The sequence below is a fragment of the Rhizobium chutanense genome, from assembly GCF_002531935.1.
Classification (GTDB): Bacteria; Pseudomonadota; Alphaproteobacteria; order Rhizobiales; family Rhizobiaceae; genus Rhizobium; species Rhizobium chutanense.
On sequence record NZ_NWSV01000015.1, the window covers coordinates 37,841 to 60,558 of the forward strand.

Annotated in this window: 15 protein-coding genes; 3 read left to right on the forward strand and 12 right to left on the reverse strand. The window is 60.0% G+C overall.

The features are described from left to right. Nucleotides 1-87 precede the first annotated feature (87 nt). Nucleotides 88-6,429: a DUF4082 domain-containing protein gene (locus tag CO666_RS20945; protein WP_097614117.1), complete on the reverse strand. Its 6,342-nt coding sequence runs from the start codon at nucleotides 6,427-6,429 to the stop codon at nucleotides 88-90. A 549-nt stretch (nucleotides 6,430-6,978) separates the two neighbouring features. Here CO666_RS20945 and CO666_RS20950 point away from each other — a divergent pair. Further along, on the forward strand, nucleotides 6,979-8,283 hold the full coding sequence (locus tag CO666_RS20950) for a polysaccharide biosynthesis/export family protein (protein ID WP_179869737.1): 1,305 nt from the start codon (nucleotides 6,979-6,981) through the stop codon (nucleotides 8,281-8,283). 80 nt (nucleotides 8,284-8,363) lie between these two features. Continuing rightward, complete coding sequence (locus CO666_RS20955; RefSeq protein ID WP_097614119.1) at nucleotides 8,364-9,878, forward strand: O-antigen translocase; 1,515 nt, start codon at nucleotides 8,364-8,366, stop codon at nucleotides 9,876-9,878. A gap of 101 nt (nucleotides 9,879-9,979) precedes the next feature. Here the strand turns inward: CO666_RS20955 and CO666_RS20960 are convergent, their stop codons facing one another. Genes CO666_RS20960 through CO666_RS20985 form a run of 6 tightly spaced genes read right to left on the reverse strand, consistent with a single transcriptional unit; the run spans nucleotide 9,980 to nucleotide 15,544 of the window. Then, the gene (locus tag CO666_RS20960) at nucleotides 9,980-11,233 is read right to left on the reverse strand and encodes a DegT/DnrJ/EryC1/StrS family aminotransferase (RefSeq protein WP_097614120.1); all 1,254 of its coding nucleotides are present in this window, start codon (nucleotides 11,231-11,233) and stop codon (nucleotides 9,980-9,982) included. Then, a complete protein-coding gene (locus CO666_RS20965) occupies nucleotides 11,230-12,201 on the reverse strand; it encodes an NAD-dependent epimerase/dehydratase family protein (protein ID WP_097614121.1) in 972 nt (323 codons plus the stop codon). Before CO666_RS20965 ends, CO666_RS20960 begins: the two co-directional genes overlap by 4 nt. After that, nucleotides 12,198-12,914 carry an acyltransferase gene (locus CO666_RS20970; RefSeq protein WP_097614122.1) on the reverse strand — a complete coding sequence of 239 codons (717 nt, stop codon included), beginning with the start codon at nucleotides 12,912-12,914 and terminating at the stop codon, nucleotides 12,198-12,200. Before CO666_RS20970 ends, CO666_RS20965 begins: the two co-directional genes overlap by 4 nt. After that, entirely contained in the window at nucleotides 12,904-14,007 is a 1,104-nt protein-coding gene (locus CO666_RS20975; RefSeq protein ID WP_097614123.1) for a DegT/DnrJ/EryC1/StrS family aminotransferase, read from the reverse strand. The genes CO666_RS20970 and CO666_RS20975 overlap by 11 nt, the downstream gene beginning before the upstream one ends. After that, a complete protein-coding gene (locus tag CO666_RS20980; protein ID WP_097614124.1) occupies nucleotides 14,004-15,041 on the reverse strand; it encodes a Gfo/Idh/MocA family protein in 1,038 nt (345 codons plus the stop codon). Before CO666_RS20980 ends, CO666_RS20975 begins: the two co-directional genes overlap by 4 nt. After that, on the reverse strand, nucleotides 15,038-15,544 hold the full coding sequence (locus tag CO666_RS20985; RefSeq protein ID WP_097614125.1) for an acyltransferase: 507 nt from the start codon (nucleotides 15,542-15,544) through the stop codon (nucleotides 15,038-15,040). The genes CO666_RS20980 and CO666_RS20985 overlap by 4 nt, the downstream gene beginning before the upstream one ends. Before the next feature lie 610 nt (nucleotides 15,545-16,154). On the opposite strand from CO666_RS20985, the gene CO666_RS20990 reads away from it, so the two are divergent. Next, nucleotides 16,155-16,856 carry a response regulator transcription factor gene (locus tag CO666_RS20990; RefSeq protein WP_425352427.1) on the forward strand — a complete coding sequence of 234 codons (702 nt, stop codon included), beginning with the start codon at nucleotides 16,155-16,157 and terminating at the stop codon, nucleotides 16,854-16,856. A 198-nt stretch (nucleotides 16,857-17,054) separates the two neighbouring features. On the opposite strand, the gene CO666_RS20995 is transcribed toward CO666_RS20990, so the two are convergent. The 5 genes from CO666_RS20995 to CO666_RS21015 all read right to left on the reverse strand — a co-directional run bounded on the left by CO666_RS20995 (nucleotide 17,055) and on the right by CO666_RS21015 (nucleotide 22,588). Further along, nucleotides 17,055-18,044 (reverse strand): glycosyltransferase family 2 protein, encoded by a 990-nt coding sequence (locus tag CO666_RS20995; RefSeq protein ID WP_097614127.1) that lies wholly within the window; start codon nucleotides 18,042-18,044, stop codon nucleotides 17,055-17,057. A gap of 28 nt (nucleotides 18,045-18,072) precedes the next feature. After that, nucleotides 18,073-19,008, reverse strand: coding sequence for a glycosyltransferase family 8 protein (locus CO666_RS21000; protein ID WP_245436825.1), 936 nt, complete (start codon nucleotides 19,006-19,008; stop codon nucleotides 18,073-18,075). 115 nt (nucleotides 19,009-19,123) lie between these two features. Further along, nucleotides 19,124-20,176, reverse strand: coding sequence for a UDP-glucuronic acid decarboxylase family protein (locus CO666_RS21005; protein WP_097614129.1), 1,053 nt, complete (start codon nucleotides 20,174-20,176; stop codon nucleotides 19,124-19,126). A gap of 45 nt (nucleotides 20,177-20,221) precedes the next feature. Then, nucleotides 20,222-21,715, reverse strand: a complete 1,494-nt coding sequence (locus CO666_RS21010) for a sugar transferase (protein WP_097614130.1) — start codon at nucleotides 21,713-21,715, stop codon at nucleotides 20,222-20,224. A gap of 15 nt (nucleotides 21,716-21,730) precedes the next feature. After that, nucleotides 21,731-22,588, reverse strand: a complete 858-nt coding sequence (locus tag CO666_RS21015; RefSeq protein ID WP_097614187.1) for a WecB/TagA/CpsF family glycosyltransferase — start codon at nucleotides 22,586-22,588, stop codon at nucleotides 21,731-21,733. Between the last annotated feature and the right edge of the window lie 130 nt (nucleotides 22,589-22,718).

Below are 22,718 nucleotides of genomic sequence, written 5' to 3' on the forward strand. Positions count from 1 at the left end.
AGGGATATTCGGTGTGACCGTCGCCGCAGCCGGCATTTGCGTCCTATGAGCCTCATTTCAATCCCGCTCCAAACCTCCTCCGATGCTTCACGCGGCAAGCTGCGGCCGGAAGACCACATCGGCATAGTAATTCGCCGAATTGAACGTGTTGGTCGGGAAGAGGCCCGTGGTGGCGGAGCCGCCATAGGCATAGAGGCCGTTGCCGCTGGCTGGTGCCGTCAGCGGGCCGCTGGTGACGGCGGCGGTGAAGAAGCCGCCGGTCGCCACATAGGCGCCTGTCGTGTGGTAGGAGGCAACATAGGTTGTGTTGGCGGCAATGGTGAAGGGTGTTGTGAAGTTCGCCGTCTGCCAGCCGCTCGCCGTGGTGTTGGTGAAGGTGGCGGTGGCGAGTTTGGTGCCGGTGGAACTCCACAGGTCGACGACGTTCTGGCCGTTGTCGTTGGCGCTGCGATAGAACTTGATGCCGGTAATGTCGCCGCCGACGTTCGACGTGAACTTGACGCCGAGTTCGAGCTGCTGGCCGTCGTTGAGGTTCGTCTGGGTCGGCGTGTTGGAGGCGGAAAACAGGCTGTAGGTCGCAGGCGGTGTCGTCGATGCGGCGATAGTGAAAGTCTCGTTGGTCGAGAGGCCGCCTATATCGGTCGCCGTCACCCTGACACCATAGTTTCCTGCTGTCGTCGGCGTGCCGGAGAAGGTTCGCGTCGAGGCGTTGAAGGTGAGCCAGGCAGGCAGCGCCGTGCCGTCGGACGCTGTTGCCGCATAGGTCAGCGTCTCGGTGCTGTCGACATCGGTGAAGGTGGTGGCCGGCAGCGTGTAGGAGAAGGCCGAGCCAAGGGTGGCGTTCTGGGTTGCCGTCTGGACGGCGAGCACCGGTGCATCATTGGCGCCGTGGATGGTGATGGTCAGATTTGTCGTAGCGGTGGCGCCTGCGGTATCGCGCATCGTATAGCTGAAGACATCGTTCAGCGTGTTGGTCGACAGGCGCAGCGCCTGGACGGCGGAATTGGTCTCGTTGATCGTATAGGTATAGGTACCCGATGCATTGAGAACGAGACTGCCATAGGTGCCGTTCAGCGCCGAGCCGAGCGTGCCTGACGTCGCGCCGAAGCTGACTGCGCTGACCGTCTTGGTGTCGCCGGAATCCGGATCGGTGTCGTTGGTCAGCACGTTGCCGCTGGCAACCACACCGCCCGAACCATTGGCGACACCGCCCTTCTCTGTCGCATCCCCCGCATCGGCGACCGCCGTCGGCGCCGCGTTGTTCGAATTCGTGGGACGGAAGACCACGTCGGCCCAGTAATTGGTGGCGCCAAAAGTGGCATTCGGGAAAATGCCGGCGGTGGCAGAGCCGCCATAGCGGTAGACGCCGTTGCCGCTGGCTGTTGCCGTCAGCGGGCCGCCGGTGACGGCGGCGGTGAAGAAATTAGCGGTCGCCACATAGGCGCCTGTCGTGTGATAGGAGGCGACATAGGTGGTGTTGGCGGCAATGGTGAAGGGTGTTGTGAAGTTCACCGTCTGCCAGCCGCTCGCCGTGGTGTTGGTGAAGGTGGCGGTGGCGAGTTTGGTGCCGGTGGAACTCCACAGGTCGACGACGTTCTGGCCGTTGTCGTTGGCGCTGCGGTAGAACTTGATGCCGGTAATGTCGCCGCCGACGGTCGACGTGAACTTGACGCCGAGTTCGAGCTGCTGGCCGTCGTTGAGGTTCGTCTGAGCCGGCGTGTTGGAGGCGGAAAACAGGCTGTAGGTCGCAGGCGTCGTCGATGCGGCGATAGTGAAAGTCTCGTTGGTCGAGAGGCCGCCGATATCGGTCGCCGTCACCCTGACGGCATAGTTTCCTGCTGTCGTCGGCGTGCCGGAGAAGGTTCGCGTCGAGGCGTTGAAGGTGAGCCAGGCAGGCAGCGCCGTGCCGTCGGACGCTGTTGCCGCATAGGTCAGCGTCTCGGTGCTGTCGACGTCGGTGAAGGTGGTGGTCGGCAGCACGAAGGAGAAGGCGGAGCCGACGGTGGCGTTCTGGGTCGCCGTCTGGACGGCGAGCACCGGCGCGTCGTTGGCGCCGTGGATGGTGATGGTCAGGTTTGCCGTGGAGGTGGCGCCTGCGGAGTCTCGCATCGTGTAGCTGAAGACATCGCTCAGCGTGTTGGTCGATAGGCGCAGCGCCTGGACGGCGGCATTGGTCTCGTTGATGGCATAGCTATAGACACCCGACGCATTAAGCGTGAGGCTGCCATAGGTACCGTTCAGTGCCGAGCCGAGCGTGCCTGACGTCGCGCCGAAGACGACTGCCGTCACCGTCTTGGTGTCGCCGGAATCCGGATCGGTGTCGTTGGTCAGCACGTTGCCGCTGGCGACGATGCCGCCCGAACCATTGGCAACACCGCCCTTCTCTGTCGCATCCCCCGCATCGGCAACCGCCGTCGGCGTCGTATTGCCGGGAACCGAGACGGCGATGTTGAAGGTCTCGTTGGCGGCGAGGCCGCCGAGATCGGTTGCCGTGACCTTGACGCCATAGGTGCCGCCTGTCGTCGGCGTGCCGGAGAAGGTGCGCGTCGAGGCGTTGAAGGTGAGCCAGGCAGGCAGTGCGGTGCCGTCGGCGGCCGTTGCCGAATAGGCCAGCGTCTCGGTGCTGTCGACATCGGTGAAGGTAGTGGTCGGCACCACGAAGGAGAAGGCGGAGCCGACAGTGGCGTTCTGGGTCGCCGTCTGGACGGCGAGCACCGGTGCATCGTTGGCGCCGTGGATGGTGACGGTCAGGTTTGCCGTGGAGGTGGCGCCTGCGGTGTCGCGCATCGTGTAGCTGAAGACATCGTTTAGCGTGTTGGTCGACAGGCGCAGCGCCTGGACGGCGGAATTGGTCTCGTTGATCGTATAGGTATAGGTACCCGATGCATTGAGAACGAGACTGCCATAGGTGCCGTTCAGCGCCGAGCCGAGCGTGCCCGATGTCGCGCCGAAGCTGACCGCGCTGACCGTCTTGGTGTCGCCAGAGTCCGGATCGGTGTCGTTGGTCAGCACGTTGCCGCTGGCAACCACGCCGCCCGAACCATTGGCGACACCGCCCTTCTCTGTCGCATCCCCCGCATCGGCAACCGCCGTCGGTGCCGTGTTGTTCGCATTCGAAGGGTTGAACATCACATCGACCCAGTAGTTCGTCTGGTCGAAGCTGGTCGTCGGGAACGCGCTATTGCCATACCTATAGACGCCGTTGCCGCTTGCCGGCGCCGTCAGCGGACCACTTGTCACATTGGAGGTGAAGTAGTTGGCGGTCGTCGAATAGTTGCCGACATTCGTATGGTAGGATGCCGTATAGGTTTGTCCGGCTGTCAGCGTCACCGGGCTCGTGAAAGTCGCGGTCTGCCAGCCGCTGGCAGTCTCGTTGGTGAAGGTGAGGGTCGCAAGCCGCGTACCCGTGCTTGACCAGAGCGACCCGGTATGTGTGCCCGTATCCAGGCTGCTCTTGTAAAACCGAATACCGCTGACCGTGCCCGCCACCGAGGACTGGAATTTGACCCCGAGCTCGACGGCCGCAGTATCGTTGGTGTTGACGACAGCCGGCGTCGCGCCGCCGAAGAGAGATGTATAAGTCGGCCCGGTGACGGTGACGGTGCGCCCTGCCGAGGGTGTCTCGAGATTGATGCTGTCGTCCACCGCCCGCGACCGGATCGTATAGGTCCCCGCAATCGCCGGGGTCCATGAGTAGGTCCAGCTCTCGTCTCCCGTCGCCGGATGCCAGCTCGCACCATTGTCGGTCGACACCTCGACGCTGGCGATGACCCCGCCGCCCGTGTCGGCAGCGGTGCCCGAAATCGTCACGGTGGATCCAGCGGTCACCGTGCCAGGCACCGTGATGACGGAGGTCGGCGCAACCTGGTCCGACGAACCAGTCGCGGCGGTAAGCCCGGATTGCAGCGTCCCTGGCTGAATGCCCATATCGGCAAGCAGATTGACCATTGCCTGCTGCACGCGAGGATCAGTGGGAGTTGCCTCGTTATCGTGATTATCGCTCAGGCCCCATGTCCAATAGACCGTACCGGCGCCGAACACCAGCGCGCCGCTGGGCGCGCGATAGAGGGTCAGATTGTGGGTCGCAGTCGCATTGCCGGTCGTGTTTCCGTAGTCGAGCAAGTAGGTGCTGACGGGCATCGTCGTCGACGAGAGCTTCACGAGCCCGGCCGGATCGAAGCCATTGTCAGGCGCTTCATCCCACTCGTAACCGAGATAATTCTTGGTGAGTGTTGCCGTCTGGCCAGGCTGGAGATTGGCAACGCTCGTATTGCGCCAGAAGCGCAGATTGGCATCGTCATATCCAACCGCGATCGCGCTGAGATTGGCGCCGACATCATCGACCTTGAACAACTGCCCTGTCAGCGAGTTTTCCGGGTTTCCGCCGCCGATAGCCGGCGGGCTGAGGCGCGGGTCGCGGAAGGTGCCCGTCCATTGGTTGGTAGGATCGAGGCTGACACCCGCGGGGCCCCATGTCTCCTTGTAGGTGATGAGCGTGCGATAAGGCGTGCCGTCGGCGCTATAGGCATTGCCCCAGCGGGTGCGCCAATAGACCTCGTTGCCGCTCCAGAACATCAGGTTGACGCCGGCATCGCGCGCGGCTTCGACATTGGTTCGCTGCTGCCCGGACCAGTATTCGTCGTGCCCGGCATCGATATAGGTCTTGTGATTGAGCAACAGGCTGCCATAGCGGTCGACGTCGAGGCCCGACATATAGGAAACGTCATAACCGTTCTGTTCCAGCCAATAGATGCCCGCATATTCGGCGCCGAACAAATAGTCCTGCGGGCCGGCATAGGTGCCGACCCCGCCGCGGGTCGCAATCGGTCGGTTGTAGCTGACAGCATAGGCGCGACCTGCCCCCTGCCCCGTCGCCGGGCCGTTGCCGCCATAGAGGTTTGCGCCGCCCCAGCCGTTGTAAGCCTGCCAGGTCTCGTCTGCGGTCTGGAAGACGATGTCGCTGTGGCTGGCGTCGTCACGCACGATGAACGGGATCTGATTTTCACCGAAGGTGCCGTCCTGACGCACGAGCTTGGCGATATAGACGCCCGAGACGGCATCATCCGGTACGGTCCACGAGGCCGACACGGCCCAGTTGCCGGCGTCCACCGTGCCCGTCGAGGCGTTGCGCAGCGGACTAGGCTGCGTCTGCAATCCGGTATGCTGCATGGTTGCGACCTTGCGCGCGCCCATGCCGCCATAATAGCCGAGCCGATAGATATCGATCCGGTAGTTGGTGGAATTGGTGTTGATCTTGAAGCTGACCGTCTTGCCGTTATCGACGCTGATATCGGTCGCGAACCCCTCGATGTTGGAACTGCCAGCACCGTCGATGCCCCACTCGCTCTCCGGATTACCCTGCTTCTGGTTTTCCAGCACGATCGCGTTGCTGGCCGTCACCGCGGCGGCCGCCAGATTTTGCGTCGTCAACGACCGCTGCTGTGCTATTGCGGGCGCGGTGGTGACCGAGCCGGAAAGCGTGCCGATGCCCCTGGAGGTGCTGGTGCCCGTCCCGGTCTCTCCGCCGCCTGGCAAGGATCCGTTCAAGACCGTTGAATCCGTCCAGCTTGCGGTTCCGCGCCAGCCCGAGAGAGGGGACAGGTTCCGGTCGAGAAGCGGGTCGCTGATCGAGGCGCCGATGGCCCGCTTGATCGTGTCCACATAGTCCGGCCCCTCGGTCAGTCTGGTCCCGGGCAATTGGCCGTCCTGTTGAAGCAGGCCGCTGCCGTGGGCCCAATCGAGAATCCGCGTGGGGGACGTATAGTAGCCGCAACCGCACACGCCAAAGGGCATGCCAACCGCTAGCGAATTGGGTCCGGTATGCGCGGTCGTCTGCGCCGACGGGCTCGATTCGAGAATAACGACTTTGCCCGAGTGCACGCGCGCGGCCGCCACGGCGGGAGAACTGTGCTCAGGAGCTGTCGGTGCAGGGCTTTGCGGCAGATACGGAGCCAGAGGATCGTCGCCTATGAGGCTCGTTCCGGCGTAAGTGCGATAAAGGGACGATTGGCCCCCGAATGCAACGCTGTTCGCATCCGGTGCGAAATGTACAAAACCAGGTGTATGGCCGGACGCGACAGACGCGGTTATATGACCGTTTCGCGCTCCCAATTCGCGGTTGGTTGTGAAAGCGTCAGGCAAGAGCGGCGTTGCGGTGCTGTTGTCGGCCCGACCGTCAGTGTCGCCGTTCCCGTCCGTTCCCTGGCCAACATCATGCTCGTTGAGCACCGCGTCCTTATCGGGATCGTCGACAAGGGTGCCCTGCTTGTTTCCGTCTGCGGTTGGCACCGCTGCCGCAAGTTGAGCACTATCCCCGTGCTTTTCGGCCGGCTTGCGCGACCTTTCCTTTCCGCCGATGGTCAACCATTGGGGAACCAACGAATCCACCAGGAGTGAGCGCGCAGTCCAGCGACGAGCGTTGCGATACATGGGAGGCACCTCTCGCGAGATTGTCAGGATCGAAGCTATGAGATCGCTCAATTCGGAGCACTGAAGTATAGTCCAAAAATAAGCGAGTATATCATACGCCTTTTGCTCTACTCGCGGCATCCTTTTGGAACGGCCTGCCGTATAGGCCTGGAGACGGGCGAGACAATCAGTCGCGCACGGGACGGTTCGAGCGATGGCAAAGGCCGTTGGGATGGCGGCATTTTCGATCGGGCCAGGGCCGATCCCGCGCCGTGACCGTTCGCTGTCCTTCGCGCGGCGAGCGCGCCTATTCCTGCGTGCATAACCGTTGATTTTCCAGGATAATACCTCCTTGCCGCGCAGGGATGTATGCTTCCGGCCGACGTGGGGTGAAGCACTCACCCCCTTCTCATCAATAGTGATGAGGCAAAGCAAACGGCCTCCACCTTCCTCAAGGCTTCGCCAGACTGCACACTGGTGAGGCGGGTTCGGACCTGGTCCGGCGTTCGAACAGCGTTCAAAGTGTTGGACCAGCGTTAGTTTAGGATGGTTTGCAGGCGAGACATGTACATGAATCTATCGCACCGCGCCCCTCACCTGTTCGTTCGCGCGACGTCTGTCATCAGTGCACTCGTCTTTCTTGCCGGCGCTGTGTCGCCCGCTCTCGCCGATAGCGCCACTTTGGCTCCCCAAACGAAGATCCGCCTGACGATCGTCCAATGGATCCAGTCCAAGGGCCAGTTCGAGCGATGGGACGCGATTGGCGGCGAATATACGGTTTCGGATGCAGGGACAGTCTCCCTGCCCTTCCTGGGGTCGGTGTCGGTTGGAAATATGACGGACCTGACCAACGAGATTGCCAAGCGCCTGCAGGCGAAGATGGGTTTGGCGCAGACACCTGCGGTGACCATCGACGTTCTCGACTATCCGGCCATTTATGTTGTCGGGGACGTCATGGCCCCGGGAGAATACAGGTTTCGTTCCGGCCTCAGCGTCCTGCAATCCCTCGCCATGAGCGGCGGCCCGTTGCGGGCGGGGCCACAGCAGCAATCGCAGACAATCACGCTTGTCGGGGAATTGCGGGAAATCGACCATTCGCTGCTGCGCAGCGCCGCAAAGCTCTCGCGGCTGCAAGCCGAGATGTCCGGCGCGAAGGAGATAACCTTCGACCATCCGCCCGCCGTCGACCAGCAATATGCCGCGAGTATCTATGACGAGGAGCGGGTCATTTTTCAGGCGCGCGCAAGCGCGCTCGACAGGCAGTCGACGGCGCTCGTCGAATTGCGCGATCTCCTGAAGGCGGAAATCGATACGCTGGAAGAGAAGCTGAAGGGCTCGGATGACAACATCCACTCGGTCGAGGAGCAACTGACGAGCGTGAAGACGCTTGTCGAGAAGGGCCTCACCATCACCTCACGCCAGATGGATCTGGAACGCTTGCTCACCACCTATCGCTCCGACCGGCTCGACCTTGTCACGGCCATTATGCGGGGTCGCCAGGCGATCAACGAGACGACGCGCAACCTCGAGGGACTTTCCGACACGCGCCGGAGCGAGATCGCTTCCGAAGTGCAGGCGGAAAAGGCCAAGGTCGATCAGTTCAAATTGAAGCGTGACACCACGCAGCAACTGCTCCTCGAAGATCTGTCGACGGGCACCGACGTGAAAAAACGCATTGCGGAACTCCCGCTGACATTCATTGTGAGCCGCCGGGAGAAGGGACAAGTCACTCAGTTCCAGGCCTCCGAAACCACGGAATTGGCGCCGGGCGACGTGGTCAGGGTAACCCGGCCCGGCATGGCGGATGGGCCGTCCGAAGACGCCGCTGCGCTGCCTGTCGAGACAGAGGCGGATATCAGTCAGGCAAGCCGGTGATCCACCAGAACCATGTGCTGCAATCGAACCTGCGGCGGGCGATCGAACGCCGGCACGGGATAAACGGCTAAGGGCATCCGATGACTTTGCGCATGACCCCACCCAGCAGCCAGACCTACACCCAGATCCTCAAATCGACGATGCTGATGGGCGGCTCTTCGCTCGTCAACGTCGCGCTCAGCATCATCAGAAACAAAGCCATGGCTGTTCTTCTCGGGCCGGAAGGCGTGGGACTCATGGGTCTTTACGGGTCGATCCTCGATATTGCGCAGGCGATCGCCGGGCTTGGCGTGGGCAGCAGCGGCGTGCGCCAGATTGCCGAAGCTGCCGGCACCGATGACGCGGAAACGATCGCACGATCGGCAACGGTGCTGAGACGCATATCGATGGTTCTCGGATTGCTTGGTGCGCTCCTTCTCGCCGCGTTGGCATTGCCGGTTTCGAATTTCACTTTCGGCGACTACCAGCATGCCGGTGGCATTGCATTGCTGTCGCTGGCAATCTTCTTTCGACTGATCTCCGCAGGGCAGACTGCCTTGATCCAGGGCCTGCGGGGCATTGCAGATCTTGCCCGTATCAACGTGCTTGCCGGGCTTTTCGGTACGGCTGTCAGCATCCCGCTGATCTATCTGTTCGGCCTGCAGGCGATCGCGCCGTCGCTGGTGGTGATTGCGGCCGCCGCCATCCTTCCGAGCTGGTGGTACAGCCGGCGGATCTGCCCGCACCCCTTGCCAATGCCCACGCGCCAGTTCGCTCGGGAGGTGTCGGCACTGCTCAGGCTCGGCTTCGTCTTCATGGCAAGCGGGCTTCTGACCTTCGGCGCGGCTTATGCCATCCGCCTCATCGTGCTGAAGGAGGGCGGCGTCATGGCGGCTGGATTGTACCAGGCGGCCTGGGGCCTCGGCGGTCTCTATGCCGGCTTCATCCTGCAGGCGATGGGAACGGATTTTTATCCGCGCCTGACCGCGGCAGCCGACAACGACACCGAATGCAACCGGCTGGTCAATGAACAGGCCGAGATCAGCATGCTGCTCGCCGGTCCCGGTCTGCTCGGCACGCTGACGCTGGCGCCGCTGATGATGAGCCTGTTCTATTCGGCGGAATTTCAAGGCGCAGTCGATCTTCTGCGCTGGATCTGCCTTGGAATGATGCTGCGAATTATTTCCTGGCCGATGGGTTTCATCGTGGTGGCGAAGCGTACCCAGGCGATTTTCTTCTGGACGGAGGTTGCGGCGGCCGTCGTGCATGTGGGGCTTGCCTGGCTGTTCGTATCGCTGCTCGGCACGCAAGGAGCCGGCATGGCGTTTTTTGGCCTCTATGTCTGGCACAGCGTTCTGATCTATGTGATCGTGCGGAAGCTGACCGGTTTTCGCTGGTCGGCTGCCAACCGCAGACACGCGCTGCTTTTCCTGCCCGCATCTGGACTGGTCTTGCTGATGTTTTCGATCTTGCCGCTCTGGCCGGCGACGGTGATCGGCTTCGTCGCCGTCGTTCTCTGCGGGCTCTATTCGCTGCGCATACTGATCGACCTGCTTCCGCCGGAGTCCATGCCGGCCATCATCCGCGGATGGATCGCTAGAGCCTTTCCGGGTTAGCTTGACCCGGAAAGGCTCTGAAGCAGCATAACGAACAATGCGCGCATCCTCAGATACGCGCATTGTTCGTTATACAAATTCTCAGTCAGGCAAATGCGGGTTCAGGCGACAGCGGCATCCATGACACGTTGCACGCCGCCGCCTCCGGCAGTCGCTTCTGCAAGGGCTGCGCGAAGCGCCTCGACAACCCGGTCCATGTCCGACTCCGTCATCTGGGCATAAAGCGGCAGGATGATCGTTTGCTGCTGCGCAGATACGCTTCGCATCAGGCTCGTGGCAGCGCGGTGGGAGTTCTCACCGCAGTAGGCGCCCTCCAGATGAATGTTCATCACGCCACGCCGGGTCGAGATGCCCTGATCGAGCAGGGCCTGCATGACGGCCCTCTGGTCGATCGTATCGGGCAATCTCACGCAGAAGCTCTGCCAGTTGCTGCGCGCCCAGCGCGGCTCGGCCGGCAGAGAAAGCCCGGCAATCGTCGATAGACGTTCGCAATATTGCTCGGCAAGCAGCCTGCGCTGCGCAACCAGTTCCGGCAGCCGCCGCAACTGCTCGCGTCCGACGGCCGCCTGGAGATCGGTCATTCGATAATTGTAGCCCAATTCGTCATAGTCTTCGAAGATGACCTGTTTCGAGCCGTGGCGCACCGCATCGGTGACGCTCATGCCATGCTGGCGCCAGAGCCGGAACTTTCGGTCGTAGTCGGGATTGGCCGTGGTCAGCATGCCGCCATCGCCCGTCGTGACCACCTTCCTGGGGTGGAAGGAAAAGCAGGCAATGTCGCCATGCGCTTTGCCGATCCTTTCCCAGCGCCCGTCCCACAGGATTTCGCTTCCCGTCGCGCAGGCTGCATCCTCGATGACCGGTATCCGATGGCGTTTGCCGATCTCCACGATGGCGCGGAGATCGCAAGGCATGCCGAGCTGATGGACGCAGAGGATTGCCTTGGTGCGAGGCGTAATTGCCCTTTCGATCAGGCCGGCGTCGATATTGTAGCCATCTTCTTCGATATCGACGAAAACAGGCACTGCATCGCAGTAACGAACCGCGTTTGCGGTCGCGATGAAAGAATGGCTGACGGTGATGACTTCATCACCGGCGGATATGCCGACCGCCTTCAGGGCCAGATGCAAGGCGGTCGTGCAATTGGACATGGCGCAGGCATGCGCGGCGCCCACAAAGGCCGCGAATTCACGCTCGAAAGCCGCGACCTCTGGCCCCTGCGTCACCCATCCCGATAGAATAACGCGGCGCGCAGCCTCTGCCTCTTCCTCTCCGAGGACAGGTTTGGCGACCGGAATTGTGGCCGGAATTGTGGCCGGGGTTGTGGCCAGAGTTGTGGATTGAGACGAGCTCATGCTGCCTGCCCTCCTGCCTCGGTCTGCTTTTGCCACCAGGCAACGAGATCGCGAAGCCCTTGCTCCATGGAGATCTCCGCCTTGAAGCCGAGGAGCCGTTCGGCCTTGCTGATATCGGCGAGACGACGGGTTACGCCGTTGACCGTGCGGGCCTCCTTGTGCTGCGGTTCGAGCGAGGAACCCATAATGTCGCTCAGCATCCTGGCGAGTTCCAGCAGGCTTATTTCCTTGCCGCTCGCGACATTGAACACTTCGTCCGTGACATCGCTTTTGGCGGCCAGAATGTTTGCGCGCGCGATATCGCGTGCGTCGACGAAGTCCATCGTCTGGCTGCCGTCCCCATAGATGAGGGGCGGCATTCCGGCCACAAGACGCTCCATCCAACGGATCAGAACTTCCGTATAGGCGCCGTAAACATCCATGCGCGGCCCATAGACGTTGAAATAACGCAGCGCGACGTAACGCAGGCCGTACATTTCCGCAAAGCTGCGCAGCAGTCCCTCGTTGAAGGTCTTCGCCGCGCCGTAGATCGTCCTGTTATTGTAGGGATGGTGCGCTTCGGTTGTCGGGAAGCTCTCGGCCAATCCCAGCACGGAGGCCGAGGAGGCCGCGACGACCTTCGAAACACCTGCCTTGACGGCGGCTTCGAGAACATTGAACGTGCCCTCGGCCAGAACATCGAAGGCGAGCCGCGGTTCTTCGGCGCATTGCGTGATGCGGATCGCCGCCTGATGAAAGACGATGTCGACGCCCTCGAAGATTTTTGCCAGAAGCGCCCTGTCGCGGATATCTCCCTCGATGATGTTGACGGACCCATTGGCTATTGCCGTGCTGAGATTGTCCCGGCGCCCGCGCACGAAATTGTCGAGGACGATGATCTCGCGCGGTTTTTCCAATGCGACAAGATCGGCAATGTGCGACCCGATCAGGCCGGCGCCGCCGGTAATGAGCACTCGTTGATTTCTCATGATCTTCCCTCACGCAACATGTTCGTCATCGGATCATTCTCCGAACGCCAACGTATGAATTTCGCCGGTACGCCTGCGGCGACCGAGAACGGCTCGACATCGGAAACGACAATTGCCCCCGCTCCGATAATCGCCCCCTTCCCGATGGTCACGCCGGGAAGAATGGTTGCATTCGTTCCGATATCGGCCTCCGCACAGATGCGGACCGGCTTGATTTCGAGATCCGTGCGAATGATCGGCACGTCGATTGGCAATGCGGTGTGGGTCGAGCCAAGCACCTTGGCGCCAGGCCCCCACCCGACGGAATCCTCGATCACCAGGTTGCGCGCGTCGAAATAGGCCATCGGCCCGATCCAGACATTGTCGCCGATCACGCAGGTGCCGTCGTAGCGCCCCTGGATATAGGCTTGAGCGCCGATGAACACGCCATTGCCGATCTCGAACGTCTCCGGGTGTTTGAAGCCGGCGCCGCCTGCGACCTGCAATCCCGTGCCGCAGCTCCGCGTGATCGCTTGCCAGATGGCTTTGCGCATCATCGTGTCCACGACCCCGTCGCCTGTTGCGAAGCGACCATAGAGTTCGATCAGGCCAGCGCGCCCGTATGACTGCCTGAGTTCTTCGGCCAACCCGGCCTGGTAGGCCGGGTCTGCCGGTCTTTCATGGCGGCCGTGGACTGCCTGCACGACCCGGGCCTCGCCTGGATTAGCTGGCATAGGCGTATTCCAGCGCGGCGGCCACCTGATCGACGTGCCAAGCCGGCATCTCGGGATAGATCGGCAGTGAGAGAACCTCCCGTGCGGCGGCTTCCGAGATGGGGAAGTCGCCGGCCTGGTAACCAAGGTCGGCATGGGCCTTCTGCAAATGAACGGGGATCGGATAGTGCAGCCCCGACTGAATGCCCTCGGCGGTCAGTGCGCGTTGAAGCTCGTCGCGATCGCGGCTTCTGATGGCATAGACGTGATAGACGTGGCGGCGATCGGGGATTTCGACAGGTGTGCTCAAATTCGCCGAGCCGCCAAGCAGCAGCGAGTAGCGGCGTCCGTGGGCGCGCCGCGCTTCGGTCCAGGCTTCGAGATGCCGCAGCTTGATGCGCAGGATCGCGCCCTGAATGGCATCCATGCGGTAGTTGAAGCCCTTCAGCAGATGGTGATAGCGCTGTTCCTGGCCCCAGTCGCGCAGCATGCGCATCGTTTTGGCCTGATCGTCGCTGTTGGTGACGACGATACCTCCCTCGCCGCAGGCGCCGAGATTTTTGCCGGGATAGAAGCTGAAGCAGCCTGACGTGCCGATGCTGCCGGCGCGTGCGCCTTTGTATTGCGCCCCGTGCGCCTGGCAGGCATCTTCGATGATCGGTATCCGGTAGTGGTCGGCAATCGCCTTGATCGCGTCCATATCGGCCATCTGCCCGTAGAGATGGACGGGAATGATGGCCTTGGTGCGAGGGGTGATCTTCGCCTCGAGTTGAGCCGGGTCCATCGTCAGCGTTACGGGCTCGACATCGACGAAAACAGGTTGCGCACCTGCGTAACAGATCGCCGATACGGTCGCGACGAAGGTAAAGGGCACGGTGATGACTTCATCGCGGGGGCCGACGCCTGCTGCGAGAAGCGACAGATGCAGGGCGCTCGTTCCGGTGTTGACCGCTATCGCATGTTTGACGTTGCAATACTCGGCGAATTCCTGCTCGAGGCGGGCAACCTCTTCGCCGAGTATATATTGCCCGGAGGCCAGGACGCCGAGCACGGCGGCGTCGATTTCGCTCTTGATCGATTGATATTGTGCCTTGAGGTCCAGGAACGGGATCATGCAATGCGCCTCGCCTCTTCGAGCTCGATGATACGACCGCGCTGGGCGAGCGACCGGCTTGCGGCTTCAAGGATCCGCACGACACGCAAGCCGGCATGGCCGTCTGCAATGGGGCGTGAATTCTGCTCGATGCACTCGACGAACTGATCCAGCTCGCGTTTCAGTGCCTCGGTCATATCGAGCCTGGGCGCCCACATATCGCCGCTGCGGTAGCCAACCATCATCTGATGCACCTTCTCGCCATACGCATCGGAATTGGGGCACATGGTGATGCCCTTGTCATAGACCTTGATCTTTTCGCTGGGCTCCAGATCGTCATAGACGATCATCTTGTTGCTGCAGCCGATCAGCGTGCGGCGGACCTTGACCGGTGCCAGCCAATTGACGTGGACGTGGGCGATAAGCTTGCTTTCGAAGAAGAGCGTGAGATAGGCGATGTTCTCCGGCTCGCCGAGCACATGGCTCATTCCCGTCGCTGAAACAGCCACCGGCCTTTCCTGCACGACATGGTCCAGGATTGAGAGATCATGCACCGCGAGGTCCCAGATGACGCTGACATCGTGCTGGAAGAGCCCCAGATTCACCCGGACGGAGTCATAATAATACATATCGCCCAAGCCGCTTTCGACCAGTTCGCGCATCTTGCGGACCGCGCCGGTATGGACGAAGGTATGATCCACCGCCAGCACGAGGCGCCGGCGCGCGGCCTCTTCGACCATCCGCGCGGCTTCCTCCGTCGTCGATGCCATCGGCTTTTCGACGAAGACATGCTTGCCGGCCATCATCGCCTGCATTGCGAGCTTGAAATGAGTCGAGACGGGCGTTGCGATGGCGATCGCATCCACTCTCGGATCGCGCAGAACTTCCTCGAAATTGTCGGTGATCGTGATCGCGGGATACCGGCTTTTAACAGCCGCCAATCGTTCGACATTCAAATCACAAACGGAAACCAGGTGCGCGCCGGCCGCTTCCGAGATGTTACGAACCAGGTTCGGCCCCCAATATCCATATCCGACAACTGCAATGCCGATCATCGCATTCCTCCCAACGCTTGCATGTTGACTGGCCGGTCATGAACGTGACCGGTAATTCTCGCCGGAACGCCGGCAACAATGGCGCCGTCAGGCACATCCTTGGTTACGACAGCGCCGGCGCCGACCTGTGCGGCCTCGCCGATGATCACGCCGGGCAGAATGGTGGCGTTGCTGCCGATCGACGCATGGCGCTTGACCACGGTGGGGATGACAACCCAGTCGGCCTCCGTCTGCAGACTCCCGTCCGAGTTGACGGCGCGCGGGTAAGTATCGTTGGTGAACATGACCCCGTGGCCGATAAAAACGCCGTCTTCCAGCGTCACGCCTTCACAGAGGAAGGAATGGCTGGATATTTTGCAGTCTTTTCCGACGAGGACGTTTTTCTGGATTTCAACGAAGGTGCCGATGCGCGTTCCTGCGCCGATCGTGCAGCCGTAGAGATTGACGAGATCTGGATGGTGGATGACGCAGCCGTCACCCAGCTTGACGTTCGATGCAATCATTCCACCTTGCCCCCTACTCAACAGGCCCAGATCTGGCTGAAACCGTCGATCGCATGAAGGTGCTCAAGGTTTCACTTCGTCAAGGCAACTATAACTCTCGCATCCAAAGTGAATTGTTTTGTCCATCTTAGTAAAGGAACAAAACGTTGAAGCTTATTCGCCAAAAGGCGTAGCTGCTTACTATGATCGGATGATGATTGCCCGGGATCGCCTATGGTAATCGATCGGCAGCGGCGGCAGGTCACGCAATGATCGATCCTGGTCCTCTCCAGAGAAGACGGGCATTGTTTCCATGGGTTTAGGGAATTAAATTGAATATAGACAGCAAATCCGGGCGGTGTCATGAAAATGACTTAGACCTAGACTTATCATTTCTGAAATTTAACCATTTTCACCTTTTCACGGAACTTATGTGTTGAGAGGTAACCACTATTAATTAGTGTTACTGCACCGAAACTGTGGTATTAAATTAGCACTTTTGCTGATAAAGCTCCCGTATTTATAGGGGAGTTCAATAATCGACTTTTGGGTAAGACGTGTACCAGTTTGGGAGGATGGGGCTTTGGATTCAATAAACCACAGGCGGGAAGACGTATCTCTTCCCCTAGAGATGGACGATGGTGAGACGGCGATTACGCGACCGTCAAGTTCAAAGCAGTCGCTTGTCATTCTCGACAAGCGGGAACTTGATCGGCACTGCCTTGCGCAATGTATGGCCGCCCACACGAAAGATTTCCTCATACTGGCGTTTGGATCAATTGAGGAGTGGAAGCAAAAGCGCGAAGAATATCCGCCGCTGTCGGCGATCCTCTTGAACGTCGGCGGCAAGATGGTCGACGACCCTGCCGTTTCGGAGCAGATCAAGAGCCTGTCGTCGGAATTCGTGTCGACACCGGTCATCATATTGTCTGACAGTGACGATTTCGCGCAAATCGTAAAGGCGATCGATTGCGGAGCCAAGGGTTACATACCCGCCACCGTCAGCATCAGCGTCTGCATGGAGCTGATCGCGCTATCGGTAGCAGGAGGACTTTTTGTACCCGCAAGCGCCTTGTTCGCCATGCGGCACTTGCTGCAGTCGAGCAACTCGACAACGCATCCGCTGGCCGGGATCTTCACGGATCGTCAGGCCGAAGTCGTCGCGGCACTGCGGCGCGGAAAGGCGAACAAGATCATTGCCTATGAGCTCAATCTGCGGGAAAGCACCGTCAAGGTGCATGTTCGCAACATCATGAAAAAGGTCAAGGCAACCAACAGGACGGAAGTTGTGTTCAAGCTCAACGACCTGTTCCAAAACAGTATTCCGGCATGAGCGTGAACAAGGCGTCGCGCTGAGACCATTGTTGGTGTCCGTATCTTTGAACTGCGCTGTTGCTTAAGTCATCCGGTGGCGCGAACGCCCACCGGATGATTTGCTTGTGAAGCGCGTTCTCACATTTCCCGCGATCTTGGTATGAATAGTGATCGAGCGCTTAACCGCCGACCGTTGCTTCCGTACTTTGGGATGAATTCATCCTGAAACTCGTCGCCCGATGGAATTCAAGGTGCACCAGTATTTGGGTCCGATTGTCTGTTTGCAGACCAACTTGATCCAGGGCAATGAATTTCGCACTTCGGGAGAAATCTCGAGCGCGAAGCGCTGAATAGCCTCGGCTGTAGCGACATCGAAATTATTGAATGCCATGCCGGCCAGCCGAAGCGCCTCTTTCCCGAGATCCCTGGCAAGAAAACGTCTTAGTTTCTCATCGTTCCTGAGGCTATCTGCGCCCTGGCGAAAAAGAATATCGAAAGCCTGGTTTCTTTGCTGAAGGTCGGGAAGGATACTTTGTCCATAATATTGGAGCGACATGTTCGAGGCATGTCTGCGGTATACTGCTTGGTCTTCGTTGATGTAGCCGACGCCGGCATGTGATGCGAGCCGCAGCCACATCTCCATATCACCGGCATGCGGCAGCTCCTTATGATAGCCGCCGACCTGCTTTTGCAGCGTCGTTCTCACGACCGCCGTCGGTGTCGGAACCAGGTTTCTTGCTCCACTCATCCGGATGAATTGCGGACCGGACAAGATCTGCGTGGGAGGCACACTACTGTCGCCGAGAGGATCGACGCGTTTGATGACGCCGTCTGGCTCGGCGACGAGCGCGTTGCCGAACGTAAAGCCGACATGCGGATGATTGCGCATCAGCTCCGAAGAGCGGCTGAGCGCGCCCGGCAAGAGATAATCATCGGCAGAGAGAAGCAGGAACACGTCGCCGCCCGCCCACTCGATTCCCTCATTATAGGTGGCGATGTGACCCTTGTTTGCCGCGTGGCGCCGATAGGTGACGCGGTTGTCCCGCGATGCCAGAGCCTTTCCGACTTCCGGCGTATTGTCTGGCGAGCAGTCATCGAGAATAAGCACGCGCACATCGACGCCCGCTTGGGAAAGAACACTTTCAACACATTCCTGCAGGAAATGCGCGTAGTTGTAGCAGGGAATGACGACATCAACGCGTTGCAAACTCGTTCCTCCGCAGGCGATCGTTTCGCTATTGGGCATTTTCGCGCCCCGACGTTGAGGCACGCGCCCGCATAGCCGATTTCGTCCAGGACCACGCAGCTCTCAACAAGGTGGATCGGGCAAGCAGCCGGGAGCCTGTACGCTTCAAGCCGCTCCGAACGCGGTCCCAACGGGTAAGCGCAAAATGGGTCCGGGACCGAAACACATCGTAGAAGGCGACGTTCGGGCTCAAGCTTCCTGATTTCCAGGGTTTCACGTTGGTCACGAAATGAACGATCGCTGGCCTCTGCTCGGGCACGATGCGGGCGATCGCCTGCGTTGGCTCGAACTGAAAATTCCAGGCGCGGTCGAGGATCTTCCACTTTCCGTCGCAGGCAACGTTGAGCGCGTCCTGATCAGAATATTCCGTCGTCGGAAAACGGTCGAGATAGTCCAGCGATCGTTCCGATATGCGCTCGTCGCGCCATTTTGCAAGGTCGATAAGAAGGATGCCGGCGTTGAAATAACGTTTGACCCGATGGCCGCCCGTTGCGCCTGGTCCGCGCACGACATTGTCCAGCCAGTAATCCGGTACGGCGCCGATTACTGCTTCGCCGAGATCGATATTCCACAGCGGTTCAAGCGCAGTCAGGACCAGGATGTCGCCATCCAGATACAGAGCCCGGTTGCAGGTCTGCGGCAGGAATTGCGGCAGAAGGATCCTTGCGAAGGTCATCCTCGAAACGCCTGGGCGAGTGGAAAATCCGCTTGCGAAAGACAATGTGTCGATGGGATGCCACTGAATGACTGCAGAATTTGCAGGCAGAGATTCAAAGATCAGTCGCTTTGTTTCTTCGCCTATTGCCTGATGAATGACATGGATATCCAAGGGCCATGCACTTTGGTTGTTCTCGGCGATCGATCGAAGGGCGGTCGCCAAGGGAACGGCGTAGGCCGCATCGACTGCAAAGACGATGGGGCCCAACCGTTGTTTTGCTTTCGCAGGGGCGGTTCCTGTCGGTATGCTATGCACATTCATGTTTCCGGTACCACCCCATCGAAAAAATACCAGTTCGCCTTGTCCTGATCGACGTTGCTGCTCACGGCCGGATTGATACGGCTTCCTGGGCAGCAAGGCCGGCGGCTGCGTTAGGCAGATGGGTGTAAGCCGTTCGCCAGGATTGGACGCCGGTCGTGCTCTTGGCGCCGCCGGAAAGTTTCCACTCGAAATAGGCGATCGTCTTCTCGAGCCCTTGGCTCAGGCTGACTGTCGGCTGCCAGCCCAGTTCCTGCTTTGCCCGGCTGATATCGGGCTTGCGCTGCGTCGGATCGTCGATCGGCAGGGGATTGTAAACGATGCTTGATTTCGATCCCGTCATCGCGATGACCATTTCGGCCAGTTCCCGGACCTGGAATTCTCCCGGGTTGCCGAGATTGATCGGACCGGTAACGCCGGCCGGGGTCGCCATCAGGCGGATGAAGCCCTCGATCAGATCGTCCACGTAGCAGAAGGAGCGCGTTTGCGTGCCGTTGCCGAAGATGGTGATCGGCTGGTTTTGAAGCGCCTGAACGATGAAATTGGAGACGACACGCCCGTCATTGGTCTGCATTCGCGGCCCGTAGGTATTGAAGATCCGCGCCACCCTAATTTCCACGCCATATTGACGATGATAGTCGAAGAACAGCGTCTCGGCGCAGCGCTTGCCTTCGTCGTAACATGCCCGCGGACCTATGGGATTGACGCTGCCTCGATACTCCTCGGGTTGAGGGTGGACTGCCGGATCGCCGTAAACTTCGCTGGTGGATGCCTGGAAGATCTTCGCCTTGGTGCGTTTTGCCAGGCCGAGCATATTGATGGCCCCGTGCACATTGGTCTTCACGGTCTGCACGGGGTCGTGCTGATAGTGGACCGGTGATGCGGGACAGGCGAGGTTGTAGATCTCGTCGACCTCCACATAGAGCGGGAAGGTGATGTCATGGCGGAGGATCTCGAAGCGAGGATCGTCAAGAAGATGCAGCACGTTGTCGCGCGATCCGGTGTAGTAATTGTCGACGCAGAGGACGTCGTTGCCCTCCCGTAAAAGCCTTTCGCACAGGAATGATCCTAGAAATCCGGTGCCGCCGGTTACCATAATCCGCTTTTGTCCGTGCATTGGTGTGCTCCGTTGTTGATGGTGACCTCGTGGAAGTGAGGATGGTCAGCAGGCTCCCTTGCCCTTTAAGACCGCAGGAATTGTGCTGAGAACGATGTGCAGGTCGAACCACAGGGACCGGTTGTCGATGTAGAACTCGTCGAGTTGCTGCTGCAGCTCGATATCCGCATTGCTTCGTTCGGATATCTGCCAGAGACCCGTCAGTCCCGGCGTGACCGAACGCCGCTTGGCACGGAATTCGCCATCCATTGCCGAAAGGTGATATTCCGGAAAAGGGCGTGGTCCGACGAAGGCCATCTCTCCTGCAATGATGTTCACCAATTGCGGGAGTTCGTCGATGCTCGAAGAGCGCAGCATATGTCCTACGATTGGAAGGATGCGCGGATCCTCCTTGAGCTTGAAGTGGCTCAACCACTCGGCACGCATGCTGGGGTTGTCGCGGAACAGTGCTTCAAGGCGCTGTTCCGCATCCTGGTACATGGTTCTCAATTTCAGGACGCGCACCGGCTTGCCGGACAGTCCTTCTCTGGCTTGCCGGAAGAAGACGGGCCCCGGATCGATGACATAGATTGCCGCCGCTGCAATCGCGATAAACGGCGCGACCACGATCGTTGCAGGGATGGCGATTGCCAGATTGAGGATCCGGCCAACCAGTTCCGAGTTGAGAGAACTGCGACCGGCGGCGAGACGAATACCGATCTCTCCGCCGACATCGGCAGGCCGCAATCCGCTTACCTTGAGGTTCGGTGTGTCGGACAGCAGAATGACTTCGGCGAATTTCCGGCGCATCGCTGCCAAGTCGGGCACAAGCGAGTCCGTATCGCCGGCAATCACGGCAATGGATGACCCGCCATCGGGCAATGCCTCCAAACTATCGGGGGAGAACGGCTCCGGCCTGATGCCGTACTGCCAGTGGTCCTTGAAATGAGCCACGAGCGCGGGAGCAAGATTCTTCCCCCCTATGACAATCGCGCGCTCCCCCCAGATTCCCAGGGTCCGGCACAGGCCTCGTGCAAACCAATGCACAAGGGGCTGAACAATCAGCCCGAGACCGAGGAACCCGATAGTGGCAAGCAGCAGTCGTGCGCCTTCCGGCAGGATCATCGCTCCGAACGCCGCCAGGACAGCCACCTTGACGGCGGCTATAGTGCGCCGCCGCAGATGTTCGTGGTTATGCAGCCGATATCCGGGATAGAGGCCGGCCGATGCGTAAAGAACGATCGCAGCCAGTGCTGCGATCGCGAACGCACGCTCCATGATCGTTCCCTCCCAGCCAGTGGGAAGGAAGGACAGGAGGATAAAATAGGCAATCAGATAGCTTGCAATATCGCCGGCGACCAGGAAGGACGAGGTCGCAAGCCGAGGAAACCGGCGCCGCAGTGCGACGGGTCTGTTCAGCCCGGCCCGTACAAAGGGTTCGGCGGTCTTGGCTGCTATGGGCGGCACCGAACCTGCCGGAATCGCTCGCGCCGTCACGTCATTTGACGTGGATGCCTTCGACGGACCCGGTGTCATCGTAGACGGCGCAAATGAAAACATGATGCTTCGACTCCTTTACTGCATTTGTCCCGACGCACCCGATCCGGAAACGGCGTCTTCGATCGGAAACTTCCGAAGCCCCAGTTTCTGGATCGCTGTCAGTGAGATGAAGGTCGGCACGACGAGCGCATAGCGCCGCCACAGTCGTCGCGGTTCGCACAAAAGACGAAACGCCCATTCGAAGCCGCTTCTTTGAATGATCCTTGGAGCCTGCCGCTTAAGGCCGGCGTGGAAATCGAATGCGGCTCCGACGCCGATGAGCATCGATGCGTCGAGACGATCGCGCATGCGCGCCATCCAGAGTTCCTGTTTGGGACTGCTCAGCCCGACCCAGATGATATCGGCGCCCGACCGATTGAGCAGCGCGGCAATTTCCGTTTCCTCCGGCGTCGACAGGTTGCGAAAAGGCGGCGCGTAGGAGCCGACGATCCGTGCTTGCGGAAATTTTGCCAGAAGGCGCGCCTGCAGTTGTTCGAGCGTTTCGGCTGTCGCGCCATAAAGGAAGTGGCGCAAGCCCTTGGAGCTGCCGGCATCGAAAACGGATAACATGAGATCCGGTCCGTAGACCCTGTCGCTTTCCACATGACCCGCCTGCTTCAATGCCCATACCAGCGGCATGCCATCGGGGGTCACGAGAAACGCACGGTTATGGATCGACCGGAGCTCGGGATCGTCTTGACAGCGGACGACGCCGTGCGCGTCGCGTACGCAGACATATTCCTTCCTGCCGTCTTCTATGGCTTTTTGAATAAATCCGGTTGCGCTTTTGAGATTGACTGCCGATATGCGAACTCCAAGAACATTCGTCCATTTCAAGGAGCCCTTTGGATGAAGAGCTGAAATTTGGCTGCTGTCTGCTGGTTGTTCTCTCATGACCTGCGCTTTCGCGACCGAAACTGTCATCAGAATATCCCGGCAGGCCGGTTGCCTCCATACTTGCGGCTCCAGCTATTGGACGTAGAAGAGACTTCATATTTACGTCTTATGCCGGGACGGCGTACAA

Coding starts and splice junctions, on each gene's coding strand:
- CO666_RS21015 (WP_097614187.1), bottom strand. CDS start 22,588: ATGAGAGAACAACCAGCAGACAGCAGCCAAATTTCAGCTCTTCATCCA.
- CO666_RS20990 (WP_425352427.1), top strand. CDS start 16,155: ATGGACGATGGTGAGACGGCGATTACGCGACCGTCAAGTTCAAAGCAG.
- CO666_RS20985 (WP_097614125.1), bottom strand. CDS start 15,544: ATGATTGCATCGAACGTCAAGCTGGGTGACGGCTGCGTCATCCACCAT.
- CO666_RS20955 (WP_097614119.1), top strand. CDS start 8,364: ATGACTTTGCGCATGACCCCACCCAGCAGCCAGACCTACACCCAGATC.
- CO666_RS20970 (WP_097614122.1), bottom strand. CDS start 12,914: ATGCCAGCTAATCCAGGCGAGGCCCGGGTCGTGCAGGCAGTCCACGGC.
- CO666_RS20965 (WP_097614121.1), bottom strand. CDS start 12,201: ATGAGAAATCAACGAGTGCTCATTACCGGCGGCGCCGGCCTGATCGGG.
- CO666_RS21005 (WP_097614129.1), bottom strand. CDS start 20,176: ATGCACGGACAAAAGCGGATTATGGTAACCGGCGGCACCGGATTTCTA.
- CO666_RS20975 (WP_097614123.1), bottom strand. CDS start 14,007: ATGATCCCGTTCCTGGACCTCAAGGCACAATATCAATCGATCAAGAGC.
- CO666_RS21010 (WP_097614130.1), bottom strand. CDS start 21,715: ATGTTTTCATTTGCGCCGTCTACGATGACACCGGGTCCGTCGAAGGCA.
- CO666_RS20980 (WP_097614124.1), bottom strand. CDS start 15,041: ATGATCGGCATTGCAGTTGTCGGATATGGATATTGGGGGCCGAACCTG.
- CO666_RS20960 (WP_097614120.1), bottom strand. CDS start 11,233: ATGAGCTCGTCTCAATCCACAACTCTGGCCACAACCCCGGCCACAATT.
- CO666_RS20945 (WP_097614117.1), bottom strand. CDS start 6,429: ATGTATCGCAACGCTCGTCGCTGGACTGCGCGCTCACTCCTGGTGGAT.
- CO666_RS20950 (WP_179869737.1), top strand. CDS start 6,979: ATGAATCTATCGCACCGCGCCCCTCACCTGTTCGTTCGCGCGACGTCT.